We start from the raw sequence: 22,216 nt of genomic DNA, 5'->3' as shown, positions 1-22,216 counted from the left end.
AAGGGAAAAAAGTTTATGCCGCCAGCAGTTCTTTTGCGTTTGCGAGGGTATTGCGCGTGACTTCGCTTCCGCCAAGTAAGCGGGCTAACTCCTGCAGACGCGCGCGTTTATCAAGCGGCTGCATGTGTGTTTCCGTCATTGCGCCGTCAGTTTCCTTGCTGACATAGAAATGTTGATGACCACAACCAGCAACCTGCGGCAGGTGAGTCACGCACATAACCTGGGTTGATTCCCCCAACTGACGCAGCATTTTGCCCACGACCGCAGCCGTCGGACCGCTGATGCCGACATCAACCTCATCGAAAATCAGCGCCGGGGTTTCCATTTTACGTGCGGTAATAACCTGAATAGCCAGAGCGATGCGCGACAGCTCGCCGCCAGAAGCAACTTTCGCGATCGGCTGTAACGGCTGACCCGGGTTAGTGGTAACTTTAAACTCCACACGATCGGCGCCGTCCGCGCTCAGATGGTGCTCATCAAATTTTACATCAATGCAAAAGAGACCATGCGGCATCGAAAGGGTATGCATACTCTCGGTAATGAGTTGTCCCAGTTCCTGCGCATAATGCTGGCGCTGTTGGTGCAACCTTTTTGCTGTTTCCAGCGCCTGCTGGTGGTGATTGTTCACCGCCAGGGTTAAGGTTTCGAGCGAGTCGGCCTGATCGTCAAGTTGCTGTTGCTCATCTAACAAAGACTGATAGAACTGCGGCAACGCTTCCGGGGAGACGTGATGCTTACGTGCCAACGAGATTTGCTTTGAAATACGCTGCTCAAGTTCGAACAAACGGTTAGGGTCTAAATCCAGACGATCGCAATAGTGGCGCAGTTCATCGCTGGCTTCGCTGAGCTGAATGGTTGCCTCTTCCAGCATATCCAGGATACCGGAAAGTTTGCCGTCCATGCCTGCGAGTTCAGTGACCAGGTGCTTTGCGTTGTACAATTGGCTCTGCAGATTGATGTCTTCGCCATCCGCGAGGATAGCCAGCGCCTGCTGGCTGGTGGTGAGCAATTGCCCGCTGTTAGCCAGACGCTTGTACTCTTCATCAATTTGCTCAAACTCGCCCGGCTGCGGGTTGAATTCGTTCAATTCTTTTAGCTGATATTGCAACAGTTCCGCCCGTGCTGCGCGTTCCTGACTTTGTTGCTGATGATGCGCCAGATCGCGGCAGCTTTGGTGCCATAGCTGATAGCGCGCGGTCATTTCCTGGGTCAGGGATGCTTCATTGGCGTAACCATCAAGCAGGAATTTTTGGTGTTCGGATTTCGTCAGAAGCTGGTGCGCGTGCTGGCCGTGGATTTGAATCAGCAACTGGCCCAGCTCACGAAGCTGTGACAGCGGAACGGCGGTACCGTTAATAAAGCCACGGGAGCGGCCGTCGCTGCTGATCACGCGACGCAGCAAGCACTCACGGCCATCTTCAAGCTGGTTCTCTTCCAGCCAGCGCAAAGCTGCTGGGGTGTCTTTTAAGGCGAAACGGGCGCAGAGGTCGGCTCGCGCAGCGCCTGCGCGCACCATGTCAGCGTCTGCGCGCCCGCCCAGGCACAAACCGAGAGCATCAATGGCAATGGACTTACCCGCACCTGTCTCACCGGTGATGACGGTCATGCCGTTCTGGAAATCGATCTCAAGTTCACGAACGATAGCAAAATTGCTGATGGTCAGTTGTGCCAACATAGCTGTTTTCCTGTATGAAAAACCATAACTGTAATTACATACAGTATAAACTGGTTTTTTATACAGTAAAGAGGTTGGCGTTAAATTAGAATAATTTTTTTGACCAGCCCAGTTTTGTACTTAATGTATTGAAATAGCTGTAATCTTTTGGATGTATCAGGTTCAGATGATAATCACAGCGACGGATCAATACGTCTTCCCCTTCCTGTATCGGCAGGGCGATTTGGCTGTCGCAACTGATCTCCAGATCGCTACGGCGATGAGAAAAGCGCAGGCGAATGGTGCTGCTGCTATTGATCACCAGCGGACGCGCAGAAAGCGTATGCGGGAACATCGGCACCAGCGTAATGGCATCCAGAGATGGCGTCAGAATTGGGCCTCCGGCAGAGAGGGAGTAGGCGGTAGAACCGGTAGGCGTAGAGATAATTAGCCCGTCGGAACGCTGAGAGAAAGCAAAGATTTCATCGATATACACTTCGAACTCAATCATGTGCGCCACTTTGCCTGGATGCAGTACCACTTCGTTGATTGCGGTGCTGATGCGCTTCTGGCAATCCTGCTGGCATACCTGGGCTTCGAGTAAAAAGCGTTTTTCGCTGATGTAGTGGCCTTCCAGCACGTCGGCTAATTGTTGGTGGGCATTGTCTGGATCGAGGTCGGTGAGGAAACCGAGGTTACCACGGTTAATGCCGATAACCTTGATGTCATAACGTGCCAGGGTGCGCGCAGCGCCCAGCATATTGCCGTCGCCACCGACGACGACGGCGAGGTCTGCCTGCTGGCCAATCTCCGCGAGCGTACCGGTTTTCACATTTTTCAGCTGTAGCTCGTGAGCGATTTGTTGCTCCACGATAACCTCATAACCTTTGGTGCACAGCCAACGGTAGAGCATTTCATGTGTTGTCAGTGCAGTGGGGTGACGTGGATGCCCCACAATGCCAATACACTTGAAATGATTGTTCATTTTCTCGAGGTCCTTGTAACGAAGATTAGTGACAATGTGAGTACTTCCCTTGAAACCCTGAATCTTATCCCCATAATAATCCAGGTTAGCGAGATGAATGCGAAAAAAACGCGGAGAAATTCATGAGTAGTAAAGAACAGAAAACGCCTGAGGGGCAAGCCCCGGAAGAAATTATCATGGATCAGCACGAAGAAGTTGAGGCGGTTGAACCAGACGCTTCTGCTGAGCAGGTGGATCCGCGCGATGAAAAAATTGCGAATCTGGAAGCTCAGCTTGCTGAGGCCGAAACTCGCGAGCGCGACAGCGTGTTGCGTATCAAAGCGGAAATGGAAAACCTGCGTCGTCGTACCGAACTGGACGTAGAAAAAGCGCATAAATTTGCGCTGGAAAAATTCGTCAACGAGCTGCTGCCGGTGCTGGACAGTCTGGATCGTGCGCTGGAAGTAGCGGACAAAGACAATGATGCGATGGCACCGATGATTGAAGGTATTGAGCTGACGCGTAAGTCAATGCTGGATGTGGTGGCGAAGTTTGGTGTGCAGGTGGTTGCGGATATCGATGTGCCGATGGACCCGAACGTGCATCAGGCCATTGCAATGGTAGAGTCTGACGACGTTGCTGCCGGTAATGTGCTGATGGTCATGCAAAAAGGCTATACCCTGAACGGACGTACCATCCGTGCGGCGATGGTCTCCGTGGCGAAAGCCAAAGGCTAATCAGCCTCGGGCCGGGTAATGCTGATGCGCTACCCGGTCCGGACTCCTCTCACTGGTCCGATACGCTCTCGCGTAGCGGTGTAACCGGCAACACCTGTACCTGTTTGATCATATTGTCCTGCACGTCGAGAATATCGATATCGTACTGCCCAATACGCACTCGCGTGCCGGCAACCGGGATCTCTTCCAGCGCTTCAAGAATAATACCGTTCACGGTACGTGCGTCATCCTCCGGCAAGTGCCAGTTAAACGCCTTATTGATTTCACGAACGTTGGCGCTGCCGTCAATGATCACTGAGCCATCATTCTGCGGCGTCACCTCTTCGGCAAGCGTCGGTGACATTGATGTGGTGAAATCGCCGACAATCTCTTCCAGAATATCTTCGACCGTGACCAGCCCCTGAATATCGCCATATTCATTGACCACCAGACCCACTTTCTTCTTATTGCGCTGAAATTTAATGAGCTGGGTGCTGAGGGGCGTACCTTCCGGGACGTAATAAATTTCGTCAGCCGCGCGTAACATGGTCTCTTTGGTGAACTCTTTTTTCTCCGCCATTAATCGCCAGGCTTCGCGTACGCGCAGCATACTGATGGCATCGTCGAGTGAGTCGCGGTACAGCACAATACGACCGTGGGGGGAGTGCGAAAGCTGGCGCACGATTGATTTCCAGTCCTCGTTAATATCAATGCCGATGATTTCACTGCGCGGCACCATGATGTCATCGACGCTGACTTTTTCCAGATCCAGCACGGACAGCAGCATATCCTGATTACGACGTGAGATTTGGGAGCGTGATTCATTCACCAGCGTTCGCAGTTCATCTTTACTCAGCGAACCGCTCACCACGATATCCGTTTTGATACCCATCATGCGCATCAGCAGACGGGTGATGGTATTAAGCAACCAGACCAGCGGCATCATGATGATTTGCAGGGGGGCCAGCAAAAAACTGCTCGGGTAGGCGACTTTTTCTGGATACAGCGCGGCAATGGTCTTTGGCAGTACTTCGGCAAAAACCAGTACCACAAACGTTAGCACCCCGGTGGCGATGGCGACGCCGGCATCGCCATACAGGCGCATACCGACAATAGTGCCAAGCGCAGAGGCCAGAATATTCACCAGGTTATTCCCGATCAGTACCAGGCTTATCAGGCGATCCGGCTTGCGAAGTAACTTTTCAACGCGTTTTGCCTGACGATTACCTTGCTTGGCCCGATGCCGCAGACGATAGCGATTCAGAGTCATCATTCCGGTTTCAGAACCGGAAAAATAGGCGGAAATGACCACCATGATGAGAAGCGTGACAATGAGCGTGGTGGTGGAGATGTGTTCCACGTAGGGTTCCTTAAAGATTTAACTCACGAACTGCTGCAGTATACGGCTGCCGAAATAGGCCAGCGTCAGAATGACTGCGCCTGCGACGTTAAACCATACGACGCGACGTCCGCGCCAGCCTTCATGGTAATGCCCCCACAACAGAACGATATAGACAAACCATGCCACGATAGAAAGAACGGCTTTATCAATATTTTCAGTACTGAACAGGTTATGCATGTAAAACAGGCCAGTACACAGAGTGAGCGTCAGCAGAACCACGCCGATCTGGGTGATATGAAACATTTTCCGCTCAATGCTCATCAGTGGCGGCATTTCATTACTGAACGCCAGTTTTTTGTTTTTCAATTGATAATCGATCCAGGCCAGCTGTAGTGCATACAGCGCGGCGATAATCAGCGTGGCGTAAGCAAACAGCGATAGCCCGATGTGAATCATCATGCCCGGTGTCGCTTCGAGATGAGTGATGAACTCGTTAGGCATAAACGTCGCGAAGGCGAGGTTGATCAGAGCAAAGGCGTAGACAATGGGCAGTAATAGCCAGCCACGGTTGCGTGAAGCGACGATAGTCATTACCGTGCAGATCATCAGGCTAACCAGCGAGCCAACGTTCAACAGGCTCAGGTTTTGTCCGCTTTCACCGCCGGGCAGGATACGCGCTTCCAGGGCGATAGCATGGCTTACCAGCGCGACGACCGCAGAAAGAATAGCCATACGCCGCCAGCCGCTGTTTTTTTGCAGCAGAGCGGGAATAATCAGCGCGAGGCTGACTGAGTAGGCGACAAGGGCGAGCAGAGCAAAAACGGGCATATTAGGTGTCGACAGTTGGCCAGTGATAAAGAAAAGCAGTATAGCGTTACGTGACCGCTGCTCCAACCGTTGCATAACAACAAAGGCGGCTTCATGTTATACTGCGACAAATTTCTGTTGATGTGTCGCTGTCGCGACCGACCGTTTCCACCCCAGGCGAGAGACAATGTTTGATAATTTAACCGATCGTTTGTCGCGCACGCTGCGCAATATCAGTGGCCGTGGACGCCTTACTGAAGACAACGTTAAAGAGACGCTGCGCGAAGTGCGCATGGCGCTGCTGGAGGCTGACGTAGCGCTGCCGGTAGTGCGTGAGTTTATCAATCGCGTAAAAGAGAAAGCGGTTGGTCATGAAGTTAACAAAAGCCTGACGCCGGGTCAGGAATTCGTCAAGATTGTCCGTAACGAGCTGGTTGCGGCAATGGGCGAAGAAAACCAGACCCTGAATCTGGCTGCTCAGCCGCCTGCCGTCGTGCTGATGGCGGGCTTGCAGGGGGCAGGTAAAACCACCAGCGTGGGTAAGCTGGGGAAATTCCTGCGTGAGAAGCACAAGAAGAAAGTGCTGGTGGTCTCTGCGGACGTTTATCGCCCGGCGGCGATTAAACAGCTGGAAACGCTGGCCGAGCAGGTTGGTGTGGACTTCTTCCCGTCGGATGTCGGTCAAAAACCGGTCGATATCGTCAACGCCGCGCTGAAAGAAGCCAAACTCAAATTCTACGACGTGCTGCTGGTGGATACCGCCGGTCGTCTGCACGTTGACGAAGCGATGATGGACGAAATCAAACAGGTCCACGCTTCTATCAAGCCGGTAGAAACGCTGTTTGTCGTCGATGCGATGACCGGTCAGGATGCCGCCAATACCGCAAAAGCCTTTAACGAAGCGCTGCCATTAACCGGCGTGGTGCTGACCAAAGTTGATGGTGATGCTCGTGGCGGTGCGGCGCTTTCTATTCGTCATATCACCGGCAAGCCGATTAAATTCCTCGGCGTCGGCGAGAAAACCGAAGCGCTGGAGCCGTTCCACCCGGATCGTATTGCTTCACGTATTCTCGGCATGGGCGACGTGCTGTCGCTGATCGAAGATATCGAAAGCAAAGTTGACCGCGCGCAGGCAGAGAAATTAGCCAGCAAGCTGAAAAAAGGCGACGGCTTCGATCTCAACGATTTCCTTGAGCAGCTCAAGCAGATGAAAAACATGGGCGGTATGGCAAGCCTGATGGGCAAACTGCCGGGTATGGGTCAGATCCCTGACAATGTGAAATCGCAGATGGACGATAAAGTGCTGGTGCGTATGGAAGCCATCATCAACTCGATGACGATGAAAGAACGCGCTAAGCCGGAAATCATCAAAGGTTCCCGTAAACGCCGTATTGCTACCGGCTGCGGTATGCAGGTACAGGACGTTAACCGCCTTCTGAAACAGTTCGACGACATGCAGCGCATGATGAAGAAAATGAAGAAAGGCGGGATGGCGAAGATGATGCGGAGTATGAAGGGGATGATGCCGCCAGGCTTCCCGGGCCGCTAATTTCCCGGCCTGGCTCACTTGCTACTTCGGCACCGGGTGTGCTCGCCATCCTCACGTACTGTGTGTACGCTGCGGTGGCTGCGCGCACGCCGGCACCGAGCTCGCTGCGCCGCCGACGGCCTTCTACAGCAGAGTTATTAACTGTTGATTGCTTTTTTCCCAGAAATCAGTAAAATTTTCGGGCTTTTAATATGACACCGGGTCCCTTCCCTCGATGGGGCCCGGTGTTTTATTCACACAAGAGGATGTTATGGTTACTATTCGTTTAGCTCGTCACGGCGCTAAAAAGCGTCCGTTCTACCAGGTTGTTGTCACCGACAGCCGTAATGCACGCAACGGTCGCTTCATCGAGCGCGTTGGCTTCTTTAACCCAATCGCTAGCGAAAAAGAAGAAGGCACTCGCCTGGATCTGGATCGCATCGCTCACTGGGTTGGCCAGGGCGCGACTATTTCTGATCGCGTAGCTACGCTGATCAAAGCAGCAAACAAAGCAGCTTAATCTGTCACGGTGGTCATGATGAGCAAGCAACTCGCCGCGCAGGCTCCTGTGGAACCCATCGTTTTGGGGAAAATGGGGTCTTCTTACGGTATTCGTGGTTGGCTCAGAGTGTTTTCTTCCACTGAAGACGCCGAAAGCATTTTTGACTATCAGCCCTGGTTTATCCAGAAGGCGGGTCAGTGGCAGCAAGTACAGCTGGAAAGCTGGAAGCACCACAATCAGGATCTGATCATCAAGCTGAAAGGCGTTGACGATCGTGATTCGGCGAATCTACTGACCAATTGCGAAATTGTCGTGGATTCCTCGCAGTTGCCAGCGCTGGAAGATGGTTCCTACTACTGGAAAGACCTTATGGGCTGCCAGGTAGTGACCACTGAAGGCTACGATCTCGGTAAAGTCGTCGATATGATGGAAACCGGTTCGAATGACGTCATCGTCATCAAGGCAAACCTGAAAGATGCGTTTGGTATCAAGGAACGTCTTGTACCGTTCCTCGATGGGCAGGTTATCAAGAAAGTCGATCTCGCTACTCGTACTATCGAAGTAGATTGGGATCCTGGTTTTTAAACCACCGGATAAACGGTAAAAGTCGGCGTTATGGGGATTGGCTTGTGTTTATAGGTATCGTTAGCCTGTTTCCTGAAATGTTCCGCGCAATTACCGATTACGGGGTAACTGGCCGGGCAGTAAAAAATGGCCTGCTGAACATCCAGAGCTGGAGTCCTCGAGACTTTACTCATGACCGGCACCGTACCGTGGACGATCGTCCTTACGGCGGCGGACCGGGGATGTTAATGATGGTGCAACCCTTACGGGACGCCATTCATGCAGCAAAAGCTGCGGCTGGTGAAGGCGCAAAGGTGATTTATCTGTCACCTCAGGGACGCAAGCTTGATCAAGCGGGCGTCAGCGAACTGGCCACGAATCAAAAGCTGATTCTGGTGTGTGGTCGCTATGAAGGTATCGATGAGCGCGTGATTCAAACCGAAATTGATGAAGAATGGTCAATCGGCGATTACGTCCTCAGCGGTGGTGAGTTACCGGCAATGACGCTGATCGATTCCGTTTCCCGGTTTATTCCGGGGGTTCTGGGTCATGAAGCATCAGCAATCGAAGATTCGTTTGCTGACGGGTTGCTGGACTGTCCACACTATACCCGACCTGAAGTGTTAGAGCAGATGGAAGTACCGGCAGTATTACTGTCGGGGAACCACGCTGAGATACGTCGCTGGCGTTTGAAACAGTCGCTGGGCCGGACCTGGCTTAGAAGACCTGAACTTCTGGAAAACCTGGCTCTGACTGAAGAGCAAGCAAGGTTGCTGGCGGAGTTCAAAAAGGAACACGCACAACAGCAACATAAACATGATGGGCAGGCGTAAGCCCCCAATATCAGTTTACCCAGGATAAGAGATTAAATTATGAGCAACATTATTAAGCAACTTGAACAAGAACAGATGAAGCAGGACGTACCTTCCTTCCGTCCGGGTGATACCGTGGAAGTGAAAGTATGGGTTGTTGAAGGTTCCAAAAAACGTCTGCAGGCATTTGAGGGCGTGGTTATCGCTATTCGTAGCCGCGGTCTGCACTCTGCATTCACTGTTCGTAAAATTTCCAACGGCGAAGGCGTTGAGCGTGTCTTCCAGACTCACTCTCCGGTAGTTGACAGCATTGCTGTTAAACGTCGTGGTGCTGTTCGTAAAGCTAAACTGTACTACCTGCGTGAGCGCACTGGTAAGTCTGCTCGTATCAAAGAGCGTCTTAACTAAGATTCGCGCAAGCGACATCCTGTTAGAAAAGGGCTGGCCGAAAGGCTGGCCCTTTTTTTATCGCGATATTTACTGATGGGAACAAACTGACTGCCGGGGGACTTTACATACTCTCTGGATACAGTCAGCCGGGGATGATTACGGTGTGGCGATCACGACCGCGACACGGCGGTTTTCAGCACGACCTTTAGAGGTCTGGTTACTGGCGATAGGGTATTTCTTCCCGAGTCCCTGGGTGGTCAGATTGGTACGGGGAATATTAGCGCCTTGTGCCCAGGCATCGGCCACGACATTCGCGCGTTTGAGCGACAGAGCTTCGTTGTAGCTGTCTTCGCCGTAGTTATCCGTATGACCATCCAGACGAGCATGGTTTAGCCCGGTAGCAGCCAGTTTGGATGCCATTTCCTGAATCTGCTTTTCACTTTCCGGACGTAGCTTATAGTCGTTTTTATCAAACAGGATATTGTCAGACAGGCCAAGAGACCAGTTTCCTGAAACTTCGCTAAATCCGTACGATTTCATAGCTGCAATTTGCTCTGGGGTAAATTTTCCCTGAGGTGCCTGACAGCCTGCCACGATCAGTAAAAGCAGAAAAAACGGTGAAAATAGGCGTTTTAACATGTGTGTAATTCCTTATTTAATAATGCGTTCAGAACGCAAATGTTTGGCCTGATACATATTTTGATCGGCAAGTTCTTGTAATTTCTCGGCAGAGGCATGTTCCCACGTCAGCGCAAAGCCAATGCTGAGTGTCATGCTTGCCAGATGACCATTGTGCAGGTCAAAAGGTCGGTTAAACGCTTGTGACAGTGCGGCACAGATACGCTGAACTTCGTATTCTGAGTGAACGCTATACAGCACCATGGCAAACTCATCGCCGCCAAGCCTGTAGGGGTGATGTCGATCACCTCCAAACTCGGACAGCCTTTTTGCAACTTCAATCAGGACACGGTCGCCCGCTGCGTGGCCCCAGGTATCGTTAATAAATTTAAAATTATCACCATCAAGGAATAGCAATGCAGAACTGCTGCGGGCAGCATCGTCGTTCATCAGGGCGTTAATGCTGCTGCGAAATGCGGCGCGATTTGCCAGTCCTGTCAGAGGATCATGTAATGCGGTGCGCAAAAGCTGAGCGTTCTTTGCCTGCAACCGAAGTTGCCATTCCTCCATTTCGTCCAACAGGCTATTAAAATCCTGAGCAAAAAGATGAAATTCTTCGATACGTTCTTCTGAAACACGTCGTGAAAAGTTACGGTTGGTACGGACATCATGTACCACCTCGGTGATATTTTGCAGGGCTTCTACTACGCCATTGTGCAAATAGCGAGTGAGCATTAATGCAATGCCTGATGCCAGCAGAATGCATCCGGTAAGAACGGCCAGCGACAGATAAATGAAATGGCTGATCACGCTATCGCGGGCAGTCAGGCGCACTTCACCAATAACATTGCCATTATGCAAAATGGGCTGCGTGACCGGTTGTGGAAACAACCAGTGGCTGATCAAACCGCTGATCTTTTCCGTGGTGTCCTGCGCGTCATAGCGCCAGGTGGCGATCACGTTCTGATTTTTATTACGCACTTCCGCTACGGAAAACTGCCCTTGTTGCCCTAGCGCCGCCAGAGTTTCTGTTGCCGCAACACTGTCAGAAAAAACTAATGCAGCTTCAAGTGTACGAGTCATAGTGGCTGCGGTCAGGTCCAGGTTCTTTTGCGCATACTGTCTTAATGCCAGCACGGAGGAAATGCTAAGCAGTAGCCAGATCAACGTCATGGTGACCAGGACGCTGATTATGCTGATACGCCGTAATGTCCGCTTAAACGTCGGGCGTGTTATGGGAGAATGGCCCTTATCCATGCTTTTTATTCCGTGCTAGCATCAATACGTCTGGACTGACCCTTACGCCACTGCGTGAAAGGGAATCCATATTTACGGAAAATCTCACATCTTCATCTTTAATTATGAGGCAAAAGGCACTGCCAATAACGCATTCGGGATTCTGTTCAGCAATTAATAACAGTGCCTTTGTCGGATATTTATTCTTTAATTCCACCTGATAACCAGGGGATTCTTTTCCAAAATAAAAACCATCACACTGCGAAACTAATATTTCTTGTTCCGTACGAATGATGACGGGAAGATAGGGTAAAGCACCAGTACTGGTATCTCCCAGTACACTGGAAAAACGCGATGAAGAGAAAATACACAGTTTTGGTGGCCCGGAAAGTGCAGGCCAGTGTGTATAACTGACGATGCCGGAAACCATCGCGCGTACAGATTTTGCTTCTTCCGTAACGCTCTGGGCGTACAGCGGTAATCCGGTCAGGAGCAGTGCCAGTAGAAGTATGAGTCGGTAAGAATAGCTCATGAATAGTTACCTACCAGCGGTTGCCGTAAAGCGTCGAAATACACTCAAGATTGTTTGAGACAAAATAACATTATTTTCCTAAGTCGTCATTATTCCGGGTATAAAGCTATGGATAATTTAAGTTAAATCTTATGCGTATATAAAATATAAGCTATTGTTTAATTTAATCTTATAGCGGCATTACCTTCGTTTGCCCCTTTTTGCCAGGCGTTGTGTAACAGGTCAACATTTTCGACAGTATCGCAACTTGGGGGAAAGGTTTTCCCGGCCAGACCCCTGGCGTAAACAAAATCCTGCTGGCAGGTTTTACGTTGTCCCTCGGCGTAACCCTTAAGATATTCCGTACGATCGACTTCTGGATCATTGTAATTGTCGGCAAGAATTTCATTATCTTTAACCGCATAGCCTGAAATGGCATCGCGTATGCCGGCATCGTACCAGTCGGTGCCAGTCCAGGTAGGGGCGTGAGTATAGGGGTCTATCTGACATCCGCTAAGAAGTAGTATTAATAAGGTGCTGATGAGTTGCTTCATTGCCTGTGCTCCCGCGTTTTTTTAAGCATAGTGGATCTGATATCAGGATGGTGTAAATTTAAATATACACGCAGACAGGCTTTATTTAGTGTTTAATAGCGCACTGTAAATTAAAATTTACGGATTATGGATTGAAATCTTTACCTGTTGTGATATCGTTATTTCCTCCTCGCTGAGGATCAACTATCGCAAACGAGCTAAACAGGATCACCATCATGCAAAAAGACGCGCTGAACAACGTACATATTACCGACGAACAGGTTCTGATGACTCCGGAACAGCTGAAAGCTGAGTTTCCGCTGAGCCAGGCACAAGAGGCGCAAATCGCCCAGTCGCGTAAAACCATTTCAGATATTATCTCCGGTCGCGATCCGCGTCTGCTGGTGGTATGTGGTCCGTGCTCCATTCACGATCCTGAAATGGCAATTGAGTACGCTCGTCGATTTAAAGCCCTTGCCGCAGAGGTCAGCGATAACCTCTACCTGGTGATGCGCGTCTATTTTGAAAAACCCCGTACTACCGTTGGTTGGAAAGGGTTAATTAACGATCCTCATATGGATGGCTCTTTTGATGTTGAAGCTGGACTGAAAATTGCGCGTCAGTTGCTGCTTGAACTGGTAAATATGGGACTTCCGCTGGCAACTGAAGCCCTGGATCCTAATAGCCCGCAATACCTGGGCGATCTGTTTAGCTGGTCAGCAATCGGTGCGCGTACCACGGAATCACAGACTCACCGTGAAATGGCTTCTGGTCTTTCGATGCCGGTTGGCTTTAAGAACGGCACTGACGGCAGCCTGGCCACCGCGATCAACGCCATGCGTGCCGCGGCGCAGTCACACCGTTTTGTCGGTATTAACCAGGCAGGGCAGGTAGCGCTGCTGCAAACTCAGGGCAATCCGGACGGTCATGTGATCCTGCGTGGCGGCAAAGCGCCGAACTACAGCCCGGCAGATGTTGCCCAGTGCGAAAAAGAGATGGAACAGGCGGGACTAAGACCTTCCCTGATGGTAGATTGCAGTCATGGTAACTCCAATAAAGATTACCGCCGTCAGCCTGCCGTGGCTGAATCCGTGATTGCGCAAATCAAAGATGGCAATCGCTCGATCATTGGTTTGATGATTGAAAGTAATATTCATGAAGGCAACCAGTCTTCCGAACAGCCGCGCAGCGCAATGAAATACGGCGTGTCCGTAACCGATGCCTGCATTAGCTGGGAAATGACGGATGCGCTACTGCGTGAAATTAGCCTGGATTTAAACGGCCAGCTGTCGGCGCGTGTAGCATAAGAGGTTGGTTATGGTTGCTGAATTGACCGCATTACGCGATCAAATTGATGAAGTCGACAAGGCGCTGCTGGATTTGCTGGCACGCCGCCTGGAGCTGGTTGCCGAAGTCGGTGAAGTAAAAAGCCGCTTTGGGCTGCCGATTTACGTGCCGGAGCGGGAGGCCTCTATGTTGGCTTCACGCCGCGCGGAAGCGGAAGCCCTTGGCGTACCGCCGGATCTGATTGAAGATGTGCTGCGCCGGGTTATGCGCGAGTCCTACTCCAGTGAAAATGACAAAGGATTCAAAACGCTTTGTCCTTCCCTACGACCGGTAGTGATCGTCGGCGGCGGTGGCCAGATGGGGCGTCTTTTCGAAAAAATGCTCACTCTGTCAGGTTATCAGGTGCGGATCCTGGAACAGCAGGACTGGGATCGCGCGTCGGAGATCGTCTCTGATGCAGGCATGGTGATCGTCAGCGTGCCGATCCACGTCACCGAGCAGGTGATCGCTAAATTACCGCGTCTGCCGTCTGACTGTATCCTGGTCGATTTGGCATCGGTGAAAAATGGTCCTTTACAGGCGATGCTGGCAGCGCACGATGGTCCGGTGGTGGGATTACATCCCATGTTTGGTCCGGACAGCGGCAGTCTGGCAAAACAGGTGGTTGTCTGGTGTGATGGACGTCAGCCGGACGCCTATCAGTGGTTCCTGGAACAGATTCAGGTCTGGGGCGCGCGGCTGCATCGGATCAGCGCCGTTGAACACGACCAGAATATGGCGTTTATTCAGGCCTTGCGTCACTTTGCGACCTTCGCCTATGGTCTGCACCTGGCGGAAGAAAACGTGCAACTGGAACAATTACTGGCGCTCTCTTCGCCGATTTACCGCCTTGAACTGGCGATGGTTGGACGCCTGTTTGCCCAGGATCCGCAGCTGTATGCCGATATCATTATGTCGTCTGAGAGCAACCTTGCGCTGATCAAACGCTACTATCAACGTTTTGGTGAGGCGATTGGTTTACTGGAGCAGGGCGATAAGCAAGCGTTTATCGACAGCTTCCGTAAGGTGGAGCACTGGTTTGGCGATTATGCGAAACGCTTCCAGAGCGAAAGCCGTACTTTGTTGCGCCAGGCGAATGACAGCCGTCCTTAACTAAGATGCCGGATAAGCCTGGCGCCATCCGGCATTGTCACGTTAACTCGGATCGACCGGCACCACGTTCTCACTCGGGTAACATCCCAGCACCTTCATCGAACGCGTAATCTCCCCCAATTCCTTTAACGCCTTTTGCATTTGGGGGGATTCCAGATTCGCCTGGATATCAAGATAAAACATCTCTTCCCATGGATTGCCGTGAATCGGGCGTGACTCCAGTTTAGTCATAATCAGATTATGGTTGCGCAGTACCAGCAGCGCTTCAACCAGCGCACCGGCCTGTTGGCCTGTTGCCATCAGCAGCGTGGTTTTCGCCGGAACCTGGTCGGAAACATTGATAGCCTTGCGTGCCAGTACCACAAAGCGGGTGATGTTTTGTGTCTGGTTTGCTTCGATATGCTCGAGAACCTGCAAACCATACAGTACGCCTCCGGCTTCGCTCCCCAATGCGGCTACGCGCGGTGAGTTAGCTTGTGCAACTTTTTCCATCGCCGCTGAGGTGCTTTCGGTGTACTCAATCTTCCAGTGTGGGTAACGGCTCAGGAACTTGCTGCACTGTTGGAACGGCTGCGGGTGGCTGTATACCGTATCAATGGTCTCGAGATCGGTTGTGCCGGATACCAGTACGCAGTGGTCAATCGTAATAGTCATCTCGCCAACGATAGACAGACTGGTGTGCTGCAGCAGGTCGTAGACGTCGTTAATCCCACCGGAGCTGGTGTTTTCAATCGGGACCACCGCATAGTCAGCTTGTCCGGTTTCGACCTGATTAAAGATATCGGCAAATTTCGCGCAGCCGCTTTCAATGAATTGTTCAAAATGACGGGCAGCGTACTGACGTGCGGCGAGGTGTGAGTATGAGCCTTTTGGCCCAAGGAAGGCGACGCGCGCGGAATGGGGGTTAATTTTGTTCAGATGTTGCTGGAGCAGTGCCTGCTGCGTCAGGACGGAGTCTTCGATAATCAGTTGGAACAAGCGGGTGATATAGTGCGCGTCGAGATGATGCGCTTTGCCAAGCTGAATCAGCCGGTCTAACAGATCGCGTTCGCGGTCGATATCACGTACTGGACGATGTGAAAGCAGTTTAGCTTTACCGACTTCTACGGCCAGCCCACGCCGTTCAGCCAGCAGGGCCAGTAATTTTTCATCCAGCGAACTGATTTTATCGCGCAGCGCCAGCAATGGGTTTTCCGATGTCATAGTGTTGCCTTTCTTGTTATCAATAAAAAAGGCCCCCCGTTGTGGGAGGCCTTATTGTTCGTCTTCGCATTCTTTATCACACGACGAAACGCCTCCCATTCAGGGGAAGGTAAAAAAGAATGCGAAGAAGAACGGGACAAGTTTCATGTAATTTTCCTTTGGCTACGTCAGTAAAGTACCCGTACTGTTTTCACCCTGTCAACAAAAAACGCGCCCGAAGGCGCGTTGGCGATACACTCAATGTAAGGGACTACTCTTCTTCTGCTTCGACGAAGTTAGCGTCTTTGACTGAAGTTGTTGCACGACGGGCTTCGCCTTTGTGCTGCACTTTATTGAGCTGCCGTTCCAGCTTGTTGATCAAATCGTTAATTGCGGTGTACATATCCTCGTGTTTTGCGCTGGCGACCAGATGTCCGTTCGGTGTATTGATGGTGGCATCAGCAATGAAACCCTGTGGCTCCTTAGACAGAATGATATGTGGATTAATCAGATGAGTTTGCCATTTTTCAAGTTTGGCGAGACGGTCTGCGACATGCTGGCGAATTGCCGGAGTAATTTCCATTTGTTTACTGGTAATGTTCATTGTCATAAATTTTACCTCTTGTCTTTCCCGTCTTGGTAATTCCAGCATACCGTTCCTAATGTCAAAATGTGTGATTTAAATCACATTATTTTGTCGCTTTTTGTCAAGAAAACCTTTTTGTGAGGCACCGCAGGAACAAGCGATTTTTTACTTGAGGAATAGCAGAAAGCAGGCCATATTTGATGAGATGCGTTGGAGCTAAACCGCTTCAGTTATGGCGTAAACGGATAAAAAAACGGCAGCCCTTGGGGCTGCCGTTTTGCATTCTGAGGTAAATCAGGTATTGCTGCTGTTGGCGGCAATGATCTTCGCTACTTTTTCTGCCTGCGCATTCATTTGCATCTGGCGATAAGCGTTTTCCATCAACGGCAGAGCATCACGTGTTGCCTGGGTATCCGGGTAGTCGCGCAGCATGCCTTCCACACGGTTTACCACCGCCACCCATGCGCCACGGGCAGTGTAATATTCCGCAACGGAGTATTCATACTTCGCCAGACGATCTTTCAGGAACACCAGACGTTTAGTGGCGTCAGTGGTGTACTGGCTGTTCGGGTAGCCACGTACCAGTTTGGAAAAGTCATTAAACGCAGCTCGGGCATGTTGTGGATCGCGATCGCTGCGATCAACCCCAAAGAATCCTTGCAGTGCGCTATCATCCAACGCCATATTGGTCAGGCCACGCATATACATGACATAATCAATGTTAGGGTGTGTCGGATTAAGACGGATAAAACGATCGATGGCAGCCTGAGCAAGTGGCAGATCGGCGTTTTTGTAGTAGGCGTAGATGAGATCTAATTGCACCTGCTGAGAATACGGTCCAAATGGATAACGGTTATCCAACGCTTCCAATTGCGTTATTGCCTGTTTCCAGTTACCGTCCTGCAGCTTTTGCTGAGCAGTCGCGTAGATTTCATTTGGCGGATTATCGGGCACCTCTTCCTTTGAACCAGAGCAACCCGCCAAAAACAGGCTCAACGTGGCTGCTGCCACCAGATATTTCATGCGCGTCATGACGTTTTGACTTTCCTCAAAATGTTTTACGGGAGATTCTCTGTTCCTGCTCCCGGTTAAGACCAGCTACAATAGCACACTATATTAAACGGCAAAGCCGTAAAACCCAACGTTAAACAAAGAAGCAGTTTATGGCACAACGAGTAGAACTCACCGCAACAGTCTCCGAAAATCAGCTCGGTCAACGCTTAGATCAGGCTTTGGCCGAATTGTTCCCTGATTATTCGCGATCGCGCATAAAAGAATGGATCCTCGACCAGCGCGTGCTGGTAAATGGCAATCTTTGCGATAAACCGAAAGAAAAAGTGTTGGGTGGAGAGCAGGTCTCCATCAATGCAGAAATTGACGAAGAGGTTCGTTTTGAGCCTCAGGATATCCCGCTGGATATCGTTTATGAAGATGACGATATTCTTGTTATCAACAAACCGCGTGACCTCGTGGTGCATCCGGGCGCAGGCAATCCTGATGGCACGGTATTGAATGCGTTGCTGCATTACTACCCGCCAATTGCGGATGTTCCTCGCGCGGGTATCGTCCATCGTCTGGACAAAGACACGACCGGATTAATGGTGGTGGCAAAAACCGTTCCGGCGCAAACGCGTCTGGTGGAGTCATTACAGCTGCGTGAAATTACCCGTGAGTACGAAGCCGTGGCGATTGGTCATATGACAGCGGGCGGAACCGTTGAAGAGCCGATTAGCCGTCACCCGACCAAGCGTACACACATGGCGGTACACCCGATGGGTAAACCGGCGGTGACGCACTATCGTATTATGGAACACTTCCGTGTGCACACGCGTCTGCGGTTGCGTCTGGAAACCGGACGTACGCACCAGATCCGCGTGCACATGGCGCATATCACCCATCCGCTGGTGGGCGATCCGGTCTACGGTGGTCGTCCGCGTCCACCAAAAGGCGCTTCTGACGAATTTATTTCCGTATTGCGTAAGTTCGACCGTCAGGCGCTGCACGCGACCATGCTGCGTCTGTATCACCCGATTTCCGGTATCGAAATGGAATGGCATGCGCCAATTCCGCAAGATATGGTGGAACTGATTGAAGTGATGCGCGCCGATTTCGAACAACATAAGGATGATATTGCCTGGTTATGAGTAAGCTAATTGTCCCGCAGTGGCCGATACCGCAAGGTGTTGCGGCATGTAGTTCTACCCGTATTGGCGGTATCAGTATGCCGCCTTATGATTCGCTGAATCTGGGCGCCCATTGCGGCGATAACCCGGAGCATGTCGAAGAGAACCGCAAACGACTGTTTGCTGCGGGCAATCTGCCTTCAAAGCCAGTCTGGCTGGAACAGGTTCACGGCAAGGACGTCCTGAAACTGACGGGCGAGCCGTACTCCTCCAAACGTGCGGATGCGTCATACAGCAATACGCCTGGTACCGTGTGTGCGGTGATGACGGCGGACTGTCTGCCCGTACTATTTTGTAATCGTGCAGGTACGGAAGTCGCGGCGGCCCATGCAGGTTGGCGCGGATTATGCGCCGGTGTGCTGGAAGAGACGGTGGCGTGTTTTGCCGACAAACCTGAAAACATTATTGCCTGGCTAGGCCCGGCGATTGGCCCGAACGCGTTTGAAGTGGGGCCAGAAGTCCGCGCAGCGTTCATGGCGCATGATCCGCAGGCGGACCTCGCATTTGTACCGCGCGCAGACAAATATCTGGCGGATATCTACCAGCTTGCGCGCCAGCGTCTGGTAAATGTCGGCGTGACGCACCTCTACGGCGGTGACCGGTGCACCTTCAGCGAAAGTGAGACTTTCTTCTCTTATCGTCGCGACAATACCACGGGTCGTATGGCAAGTTTTATTTGGCTGATATAACCTAAAGAATCAAGACGATCCGGTACGTGTAATTTTCTTTTCACATAATTCAGGTCATTCACCTTGAATAATTGAGGGATGACCTCATTTAATCTCCAGTAGCAATTTTGACCTGTTATGGGAGGAGTTATGCGTCTGGATCGTCTTACTAATAAATTCCAGCTTGCTCTTGCCGATGCCCAGTCACTCGCATTGGGGCACGACAATCAATTCATCGAACCACTTCATCTAATGAGCGCCTTGCTGAATCAGGAAGGGGGATCGGTACGTCCTTTATTAACCTCTGCTGGCATTAATGCCGGCCAGTTACGTACAGCCATTGACCAGGCGTTGAGCCGCTTGCCGCAGGTAGAAGGTACCGGCGGTGATGTGCAGCCTTCTCAGGATCTGGTGCGTGTACTGAATCTTTGCGACAAGCTGGCGCAAAAACGAGGGGACAACTTTATTTCGTCAGAGCTGTTCGTTCTGGCGGCGCTTGAGTCACGCGGTACGCTGACCGATTTATTAAAATCAGCAGGGGCGACGACCGCCAATATCACTCAGGCAATTGAACAAATGCGTGGAGGTGAAAGCGTGAATGATCAGGGAGCTGAAGACCAACGTCAGGCCTTGAAAAAATATACCGTCGATCTGACCGAACGCGCCGAACAGGGCAAGCTCGATCCGGTTATCGGTCGTGATGAAGAAATTCGCCGCACCATTCAGGTGCTGCAACGTCGTACTAAAAATAACCCGGTGTTGATTGGTGAACCTGGCGTCGGTAAAACCGCCATCGTTGAAGGGCTGGCGCAGCGTATTATCAACGGCGAAGTGCCGGAAGGCTTAAAAGGTCGCCGCGTACTGGCGCTGGATATGGGCGCGCTGGTGGCCGGGGCGAAATATCGTGGCGAGTTTGAAGAACGTTTAAAAGGTGTGCTGAACGATCTCTCTAAACAAGAAGGCAACGTCATTCTGTTTATTGATGAGCTGCACACCATGGTTGGCGCGGGTAAAGCCGATGGCGCCATGGACGCCGGGAACATGCTGAAACCGGCGCTGGCGCGTGGGGAACTGCACTGCGTAGGCGCAACCACGCTCGATGAATATCGTCAGTACATCGAAAAAGATGCGGCGCTGGAACGTCGTTTCCAGAAAGTGTTTGTGGCTGAACCTTCAGTAGAAGACACCATCGCCATTTTGCGTGGTCTGAAAGAACGTTATGAGCTGCACCACCATGTGCAGATCACTGACCCGGCGATTGTTGCGGCAGCGACGCTGTCTCACCGCTATATCGCCGACCGTCAGTTGCCGGATAAAGCCATCGACCTGATCGATGAAGCGGCATCCAGCATTCGTATGCAGATTGACTCCAAGCCGGAAGAACTGGACAGACTCGACCGCCGTATTATCCAGCTCAAACTGGAACAGCAGGCATTAATGAAAGAGTCTGATGAGGCGAGTAAAAAACGTCTTGATATGCTCAACGAAGAACTGGACGACAAAGAGCGCCAGTATTCTGAGTTAGAAGAAGAGTGGAAAGCGGAAAAAGCCTCGCTCTCCGGTACTCAGACGATTAAGGCTGAGCTGGAGCAGGCGAAGATCGCCATCGAGCAGGCGCGTCGTGTGGGCGACTTGGCGCGGATGTCCGAGCTGCAGTACGGTAAAATCCCGGAGCTGGAAAAACAGCTGGAAGCCGCTACCCAGTCGGAAGGTAAAACTATGCGTCTGTTGCGTAACAAAGTGACCGATGCAGAAATTGCTGAAGTGCTGGCACGTTGGACGGGGATCCCGGTTGCCCGCATGCTGGAAGGCGAACGGGAAAAACTGTTGCGTATGGAGCAGGAGTTGCACAGCCGTGTGATTGGCCAGAACGAAGCGGTTGAAGCGGTATCTAACGCGATTCGGCGTAGCCGTGCTGGGCTGTCTGACCCGAACCGTCCGATTGGTTCATTCCTGTTCCTTGGGCCGACCGGTGTCGGTAAAACCGAACTGTGTAAAGCGCTGGCAAACTTTATGTTCGACAGTGACGATGCAATGGTGCGTATCGATATGTCCGAGTTTATGGAGAAACACTCGGTGTCTCGTCTGGTCGGTGCGCCTCCGGGATATGTCGGCTACGAAGAGGGGGGGTATCTCACTGAAGCAGTGCGCCGTCGTCCTTACTCCGTCATCCTGCTGGATGAAGTGGAGAAAGCGCATCCGGATGTGTTCAACATTCTGCTGCAGGTGCTTGACGATGGTCGTCTGACCGACGGGCAGGGGAGAACGGTCGACTTCCGTAATACGGTGGTCATCATGACTTCGAACCTGGGCTCTGATCTGATCCAGGAACGTTTTGGCGAGCTCGATTACAGCCACATGAAGGATATGGTGCTGGGCGTTGTGAGCCATAACTTCCGTCCGGAATTTATCAACCGTATAGATGAGGTTGTGGTATTCCATCCGTTGGGTGAGCAGCACATTGCTTCTATTGCTCAGATCCAACTGCAGCGTCTGTATAAACGTCTGGAAGAGCGTGGCTATGAAATCCATATCTCAGACGAAGCGCTCAAACTGCTGAGCGCGAATGGTTACGATCCGGTATATGGCGCGCGTCCATTGAAACGCGCTATCCAGCAACAGATCGAAAACCCGCTGGCGCAGCAAATTTTGTCTGGGGAGCTGATTCCTGGCAAAGCCATTCGCCTGGAAGTGAACGACGACCGTATCGTGGCAGTGCAGTAAGTCACAAAACGATAATAAACGAGCCCTGTGGGGCTCGTTTTTGTTTAAAAACCAGGCAAAAATAGAAGGATTGAGTGAAAAGTAATCGTTTGATAAGTTTTTTGTATTTTTAACTTGTCAGCCTGAAATAACTCCCTATAATTCGCCTCCACTGACACGGAACAACGGATTACACGTCGCCGGGTCAGCGGAGAAAAGCGTAAATAAACGCTTGACTCTGAAGCGGGATAGCGTAATATGCACACCCCGCGCCGCTG

23 protein-coding genes and 1 other annotated feature are annotated in these 22,216 nt (G+C 51.4%); of the genes, 11 read left to right on the top strand and 12 right to left on the bottom strand.

The genetic code is table 11. From position 1 onward, the window contains the following. Nucleotides 1-13 precede the first annotated feature (13 nt). Both recN and nadK read right to left on the bottom strand, forming a co-directional pair. The gene (gene recN / locus OGV69_RS04425) at nucleotides 14-1,675 is read right to left on the bottom strand and encodes a DNA repair protein RecN (protein WP_069325285.1); all 1,662 of its coding nucleotides are present in this window, start codon (nucleotides 1,673-1,675) and stop codon (nucleotides 14-16) included. An 85-nt stretch (nucleotides 1,676-1,760) separates the two neighbouring features. Beyond that, nucleotides 1,761-2,639: an NAD(+) kinase gene (gene nadK / locus OGV69_RS04420; protein ID WP_038642764.1), complete on the bottom strand. Its 879-nt coding sequence runs from the start codon at nucleotides 2,637-2,639 to the stop codon at nucleotides 1,761-1,763. Between the two features lie 122 nt (nucleotides 2,640-2,761). On the opposite strand from nadK, the gene grpE reads away from it, so the two are divergent. Continuing rightward, nucleotides 2,762-3,355 carry a nucleotide exchange factor GrpE gene (grpE, locus tag OGV69_RS04415; RefSeq protein WP_038642760.1) on the top strand — a complete coding sequence of 198 codons (594 nt, stop codon included), beginning with the start codon at nucleotides 2,762-2,764 and terminating at the stop codon, nucleotides 3,353-3,355. Nucleotides 3,356-3,404: 49 nt separating this feature from the next. Here the strand turns inward: grpE and OGV69_RS04410 are convergent, their stop codons facing one another. Further along, nucleotides 3,405-4,694: an HlyC/CorC family transporter gene (locus OGV69_RS04410; RefSeq protein WP_141700256.1), complete on the bottom strand. Its 1,290-nt coding sequence runs from the start codon at nucleotides 4,692-4,694 to the stop codon at nucleotides 3,405-3,407. 18 nt (nucleotides 4,695-4,712) lie between these two features. Next, on the bottom strand, nucleotides 4,713-5,504 hold the full coding sequence (locus tag OGV69_RS04405; protein ID WP_042313291.1) for a cytochrome C assembly family protein: 792 nt from the start codon (nucleotides 5,502-5,504) through the stop codon (nucleotides 4,713-4,715). A 166-nt stretch (nucleotides 5,505-5,670) separates the two neighbouring features. Here OGV69_RS04405 and ffh point away from each other — a divergent pair, with 166 nt between their 5' ends. From ffh to rplS, 5 genes are all read left to right on the top strand, one after another. Continuing rightward, nucleotides 5,671-7,032, top strand: coding sequence for a signal recognition particle protein (gene ffh, locus OGV69_RS04400; RefSeq protein WP_006687321.1), 1,362 nt, complete (start codon nucleotides 5,671-5,673; stop codon nucleotides 7,030-7,032). Between the two features lie 250 nt (nucleotides 7,033-7,282). Beyond that, nucleotides 7,283-7,531 (top strand): 30S ribosomal protein S16, encoded by a 249-nt coding sequence (gene rpsP / locus OGV69_RS04395; protein WP_003031228.1) that lies wholly within the window; start codon nucleotides 7,283-7,285, stop codon nucleotides 7,529-7,531. Nucleotides 7,532-7,549: 18 nt separating this feature from the next. Continuing rightward, nucleotides 7,550-8,098 (top strand): ribosome maturation factor RimM, encoded by a 549-nt coding sequence (gene rimM, locus OGV69_RS04390; protein WP_003031230.1) that lies wholly within the window; start codon nucleotides 7,550-7,552, stop codon nucleotides 8,096-8,098. 44 nt (nucleotides 8,099-8,142) lie between these two features. Continuing rightward, on the top strand, nucleotides 8,143-8,910 hold the full coding sequence (trmD, locus tag OGV69_RS04385) for a tRNA (guanosine(37)-N1)-methyltransferase TrmD (RefSeq protein ID WP_003031232.1): 768 nt from the start codon (nucleotides 8,143-8,145) through the stop codon (nucleotides 8,908-8,910). Between the two features lie 39 nt (nucleotides 8,911-8,949). Beyond that, nucleotides 8,950-9,297: a 50S ribosomal protein L19 gene (rplS, locus tag OGV69_RS04380; protein WP_006687325.1), complete on the top strand. Its 348-nt coding sequence runs from the start codon at nucleotides 8,950-8,952 to the stop codon at nucleotides 9,295-9,297. A 138-nt stretch (nucleotides 9,298-9,435) separates the two neighbouring features. Here rplS and OGV69_RS04375 read toward each other — a convergent pair whose 3' ends face one another. The 4 genes from OGV69_RS04375 to OGV69_RS04360 all read right to left on the bottom strand — a co-directional run bounded on the left by OGV69_RS04375 (nucleotide 9,436) and on the right by OGV69_RS04360 (nucleotide 12,198). Continuing rightward, nucleotides 9,436-9,918: an OmpA family protein gene (locus OGV69_RS04375; protein ID WP_069325284.1), complete on the bottom strand. Its 483-nt coding sequence runs from the start codon at nucleotides 9,916-9,918 to the stop codon at nucleotides 9,436-9,438. 12 nt (nucleotides 9,919-9,930) lie between these two features. Beyond that, nucleotides 9,931-11,154, bottom strand: a complete 1,224-nt coding sequence (gene dgcN, locus OGV69_RS04370) for a diguanylate cyclase DgcN/YfiN (protein WP_038642753.1) — start codon at nucleotides 11,152-11,154, stop codon at nucleotides 9,931-9,933. Continuing rightward, the gene (gene yfiR, locus OGV69_RS04365) at nucleotides 11,147-11,665 is read right to left on the bottom strand and encodes a regulatory sequestration protein YfiR (protein ID WP_038642751.1); all 519 of its coding nucleotides are present in this window, start codon (nucleotides 11,663-11,665) and stop codon (nucleotides 11,147-11,149) included. Before yfiR ends, dgcN begins: the two co-directional genes overlap by 8 nt. Before the next feature lie 158 nt (nucleotides 11,666-11,823). Then, entirely contained in the window at nucleotides 11,824-12,198 is a 375-nt protein-coding gene (locus OGV69_RS04360) for a DUF2799 domain-containing protein (RefSeq protein ID WP_069325283.1), read from the bottom strand. Nucleotides 12,199-12,413: 215 nt separating this feature from the next. On the opposite strand from OGV69_RS04360, the gene aroF reads away from it, so the two are divergent. Together aroF and tyrA are read left to right on the top strand one after the other, a co-directional pair. Then, entirely contained in the window at nucleotides 12,414-13,484 is a 1,071-nt protein-coding gene (gene aroF, locus OGV69_RS04355) for a 3-deoxy-7-phosphoheptulonate synthase AroF (RefSeq protein WP_038642747.1), read from the top strand. Nucleotides 13,485-13,494: 10 nt separating this feature from the next. After that, nucleotides 13,495-14,616, top strand: coding sequence for a bifunctional chorismate mutase/prephenate dehydrogenase (tyrA, locus tag OGV69_RS04350; RefSeq protein ID WP_069325282.1), 1,122 nt, complete (start codon nucleotides 13,495-13,497; stop codon nucleotides 14,614-14,616). Nucleotides 14,617-14,658: 42 nt separating this feature from the next. On the opposite strand, the gene pheA is transcribed toward tyrA, so the two are convergent. From pheA to bamD, 4 genes are all read right to left on the bottom strand, one after another. Next, nucleotides 14,659-15,819, bottom strand: a complete 1,161-nt coding sequence (gene pheA / locus OGV69_RS04345; RefSeq protein WP_038642743.1) for a bifunctional chorismate mutase/prephenate dehydratase — start codon at nucleotides 15,817-15,819, stop codon at nucleotides 14,659-14,661. A 22-nt stretch (nucleotides 15,820-15,841) separates the two neighbouring features. Then, nucleotides 15,842-15,967 (bottom strand) — a sequence feature (Phe leader region). Continuing rightward, nucleotides 15,919-15,966 (bottom strand): pheA operon leader peptide PheL, encoded by a 48-nt coding sequence (pheL, locus tag OGV69_RS04340; RefSeq protein WP_100250063.1) that lies wholly within the window; start codon nucleotides 15,964-15,966, stop codon nucleotides 15,919-15,921. It overlaps the preceding feature by 48 nt. A gap of 102 nt (nucleotides 15,968-16,069) precedes the next feature. Continuing rightward, the gene (gene raiA, locus OGV69_RS04335) at nucleotides 16,070-16,408 is read right to left on the bottom strand and encodes a ribosome-associated translation inhibitor RaiA (protein ID WP_003031244.1); all 339 of its coding nucleotides are present in this window, start codon (nucleotides 16,406-16,408) and stop codon (nucleotides 16,070-16,072) included. A gap of 270 nt (nucleotides 16,409-16,678) precedes the next feature. Next, nucleotides 16,679-17,416, bottom strand: a complete 738-nt coding sequence (gene bamD, locus OGV69_RS04330) for an outer membrane protein assembly factor BamD (RefSeq protein ID WP_005130417.1) — start codon at nucleotides 17,414-17,416, stop codon at nucleotides 16,679-16,681. A 131-nt stretch (nucleotides 17,417-17,547) separates the two neighbouring features. Here bamD and rluD point away from each other — a divergent pair, with 131 nt between their 5' ends. The 3 genes from rluD to clpB all read left to right on the top strand — a co-directional run bounded on the left by rluD (nucleotide 17,548) and on the right by clpB (nucleotide 21,959). Further along, nucleotides 17,548-18,528: a 23S rRNA pseudouridine(1911/1915/1917) synthase RluD gene (gene rluD / locus OGV69_RS04325; RefSeq protein ID WP_069325281.1), complete on the top strand. Its 981-nt coding sequence runs from the start codon at nucleotides 17,548-17,550 to the stop codon at nucleotides 18,526-18,528. Further along, nucleotides 18,525-19,256: a purine nucleoside phosphorylase YfiH gene (gene yfiH, locus OGV69_RS04320; RefSeq protein ID WP_069325280.1), complete on the top strand. Its 732-nt coding sequence runs from the start codon at nucleotides 18,525-18,527 to the stop codon at nucleotides 19,254-19,256. The genes rluD and yfiH overlap by 4 nt, the downstream gene beginning before the upstream one ends. 129 nt (nucleotides 19,257-19,385) lie before the next feature. Next, complete coding sequence (gene clpB, locus OGV69_RS04315) at nucleotides 19,386-21,959, top strand: ATP-dependent chaperone ClpB (RefSeq protein WP_038642736.1); 2,574 nt, start codon at nucleotides 19,386-19,388, stop codon at nucleotides 21,957-21,959. Nucleotides 21,960-22,216 lie beyond the last annotated feature (257 nt).

Origin of the sequence: Citrobacter sp. Cc139 (assembly GCF_030334645.1) — a bacterium.
GTDB lineage: Bacteria > Pseudomonadota > Gammaproteobacteria > Enterobacterales > Enterobacteriaceae > Citrobacter > Citrobacter werkmanii.
This window is presented reverse-complemented; position numbering and strand designations above follow the sequence as displayed.

Excerpts from the sequence above, each read along its gene's own strand:
- recN (WP_069325285.1), bottom strand. The coding sequence starts at position 1,675 with ATGTTGGCACAACTGACCATCAGCAATTTTGCTATCGTTCGTGAACTT.
- nadK (WP_038642764.1), bottom strand. The coding sequence starts at position 2,639 with ATGAACAATCATTTCAAGTGTATTGGCATTGTGGGGCATCCACGTCAC.
- grpE (WP_038642760.1), top strand. The coding sequence starts at position 2,762 with ATGAGTAGTAAAGAACAGAAAACGCCTGAGGGGCAAGCCCCGGAAGAA.
- OGV69_RS04405 (WP_042313291.1), bottom strand. The coding sequence starts at position 5,504 with ATGCCCGTTTTTGCTCTGCTCGCCCTTGTCGCCTACTCAGTCAGCCTC.
- ffh (WP_006687321.1), top strand. The coding sequence starts at position 5,671 with ATGTTTGATAATTTAACCGATCGTTTGTCGCGCACGCTGCGCAATATC.
- rpsP (WP_003031228.1), top strand. The coding sequence starts at position 7,283 with ATGGTTACTATTCGTTTAGCTCGTCACGGCGCTAAAAAGCGTCCGTTC.
- rimM (WP_003031230.1), top strand. The coding sequence starts at position 7,550 with ATGAGCAAGCAACTCGCCGCGCAGGCTCCTGTGGAACCCATCGTTTTG.
- rplS (WP_006687325.1), top strand. The coding sequence starts at position 8,950 with ATGAGCAACATTATTAAGCAACTTGAACAAGAACAGATGAAGCAGGAC.
- OGV69_RS04375 (WP_069325284.1), bottom strand. The coding sequence starts at position 9,918 with ATGTTAAAACGCCTATTTTCACCGTTTTTTCTGCTTTTACTGATCGTG.
- dgcN (WP_038642753.1), bottom strand. The coding sequence starts at position 11,154 with ATGGATAAGGGCCATTCTCCCATAACACGCCCGACGTTTAAGCGGACA.
- yfiR (WP_038642751.1), bottom strand. The coding sequence starts at position 11,665 with ATGAGCTATTCTTACCGACTCATACTTCTACTGGCACTGCTCCTGACC.
- OGV69_RS04360 (WP_069325283.1), bottom strand. The coding sequence starts at position 12,198 with ATGAAGCAACTCATCAGCACCTTATTAATACTACTTCTTAGCGGATGT.
- aroF (WP_038642747.1), top strand. The coding sequence starts at position 12,414 with ATGCAAAAAGACGCGCTGAACAACGTACATATTACCGACGAACAGGTT.
- tyrA (WP_069325282.1), top strand. The coding sequence starts at position 13,495 with ATGGTTGCTGAATTGACCGCATTACGCGATCAAATTGATGAAGTCGAC.
- pheA (WP_038642743.1), bottom strand. The coding sequence starts at position 15,819 with ATGACATCGGAAAACCCATTGCTGGCGCTGCGCGATAAAATCAGTTCG.
- raiA (WP_003031244.1), bottom strand. The coding sequence starts at position 16,408 with ATGACAATGAACATTACCAGTAAACAAATGGAAATTACTCCGGCAATT.
- bamD (WP_005130417.1), bottom strand. The coding sequence starts at position 17,416 with ATGACGCGCATGAAATATCTGGTGGCAGCAGCCACGTTGAGCCTGTTT.
- rluD (WP_069325281.1), top strand. The coding sequence starts at position 17,548 with ATGGCACAACGAGTAGAACTCACCGCAACAGTCTCCGAAAATCAGCTC.
- yfiH (WP_069325280.1), top strand. The coding sequence starts at position 18,525 with ATGAGTAAGCTAATTGTCCCGCAGTGGCCGATACCGCAAGGTGTTGCG.
- clpB (WP_038642736.1), top strand. The coding sequence starts at position 19,386 with ATGCGTCTGGATCGTCTTACTAATAAATTCCAGCTTGCTCTTGCCGAT.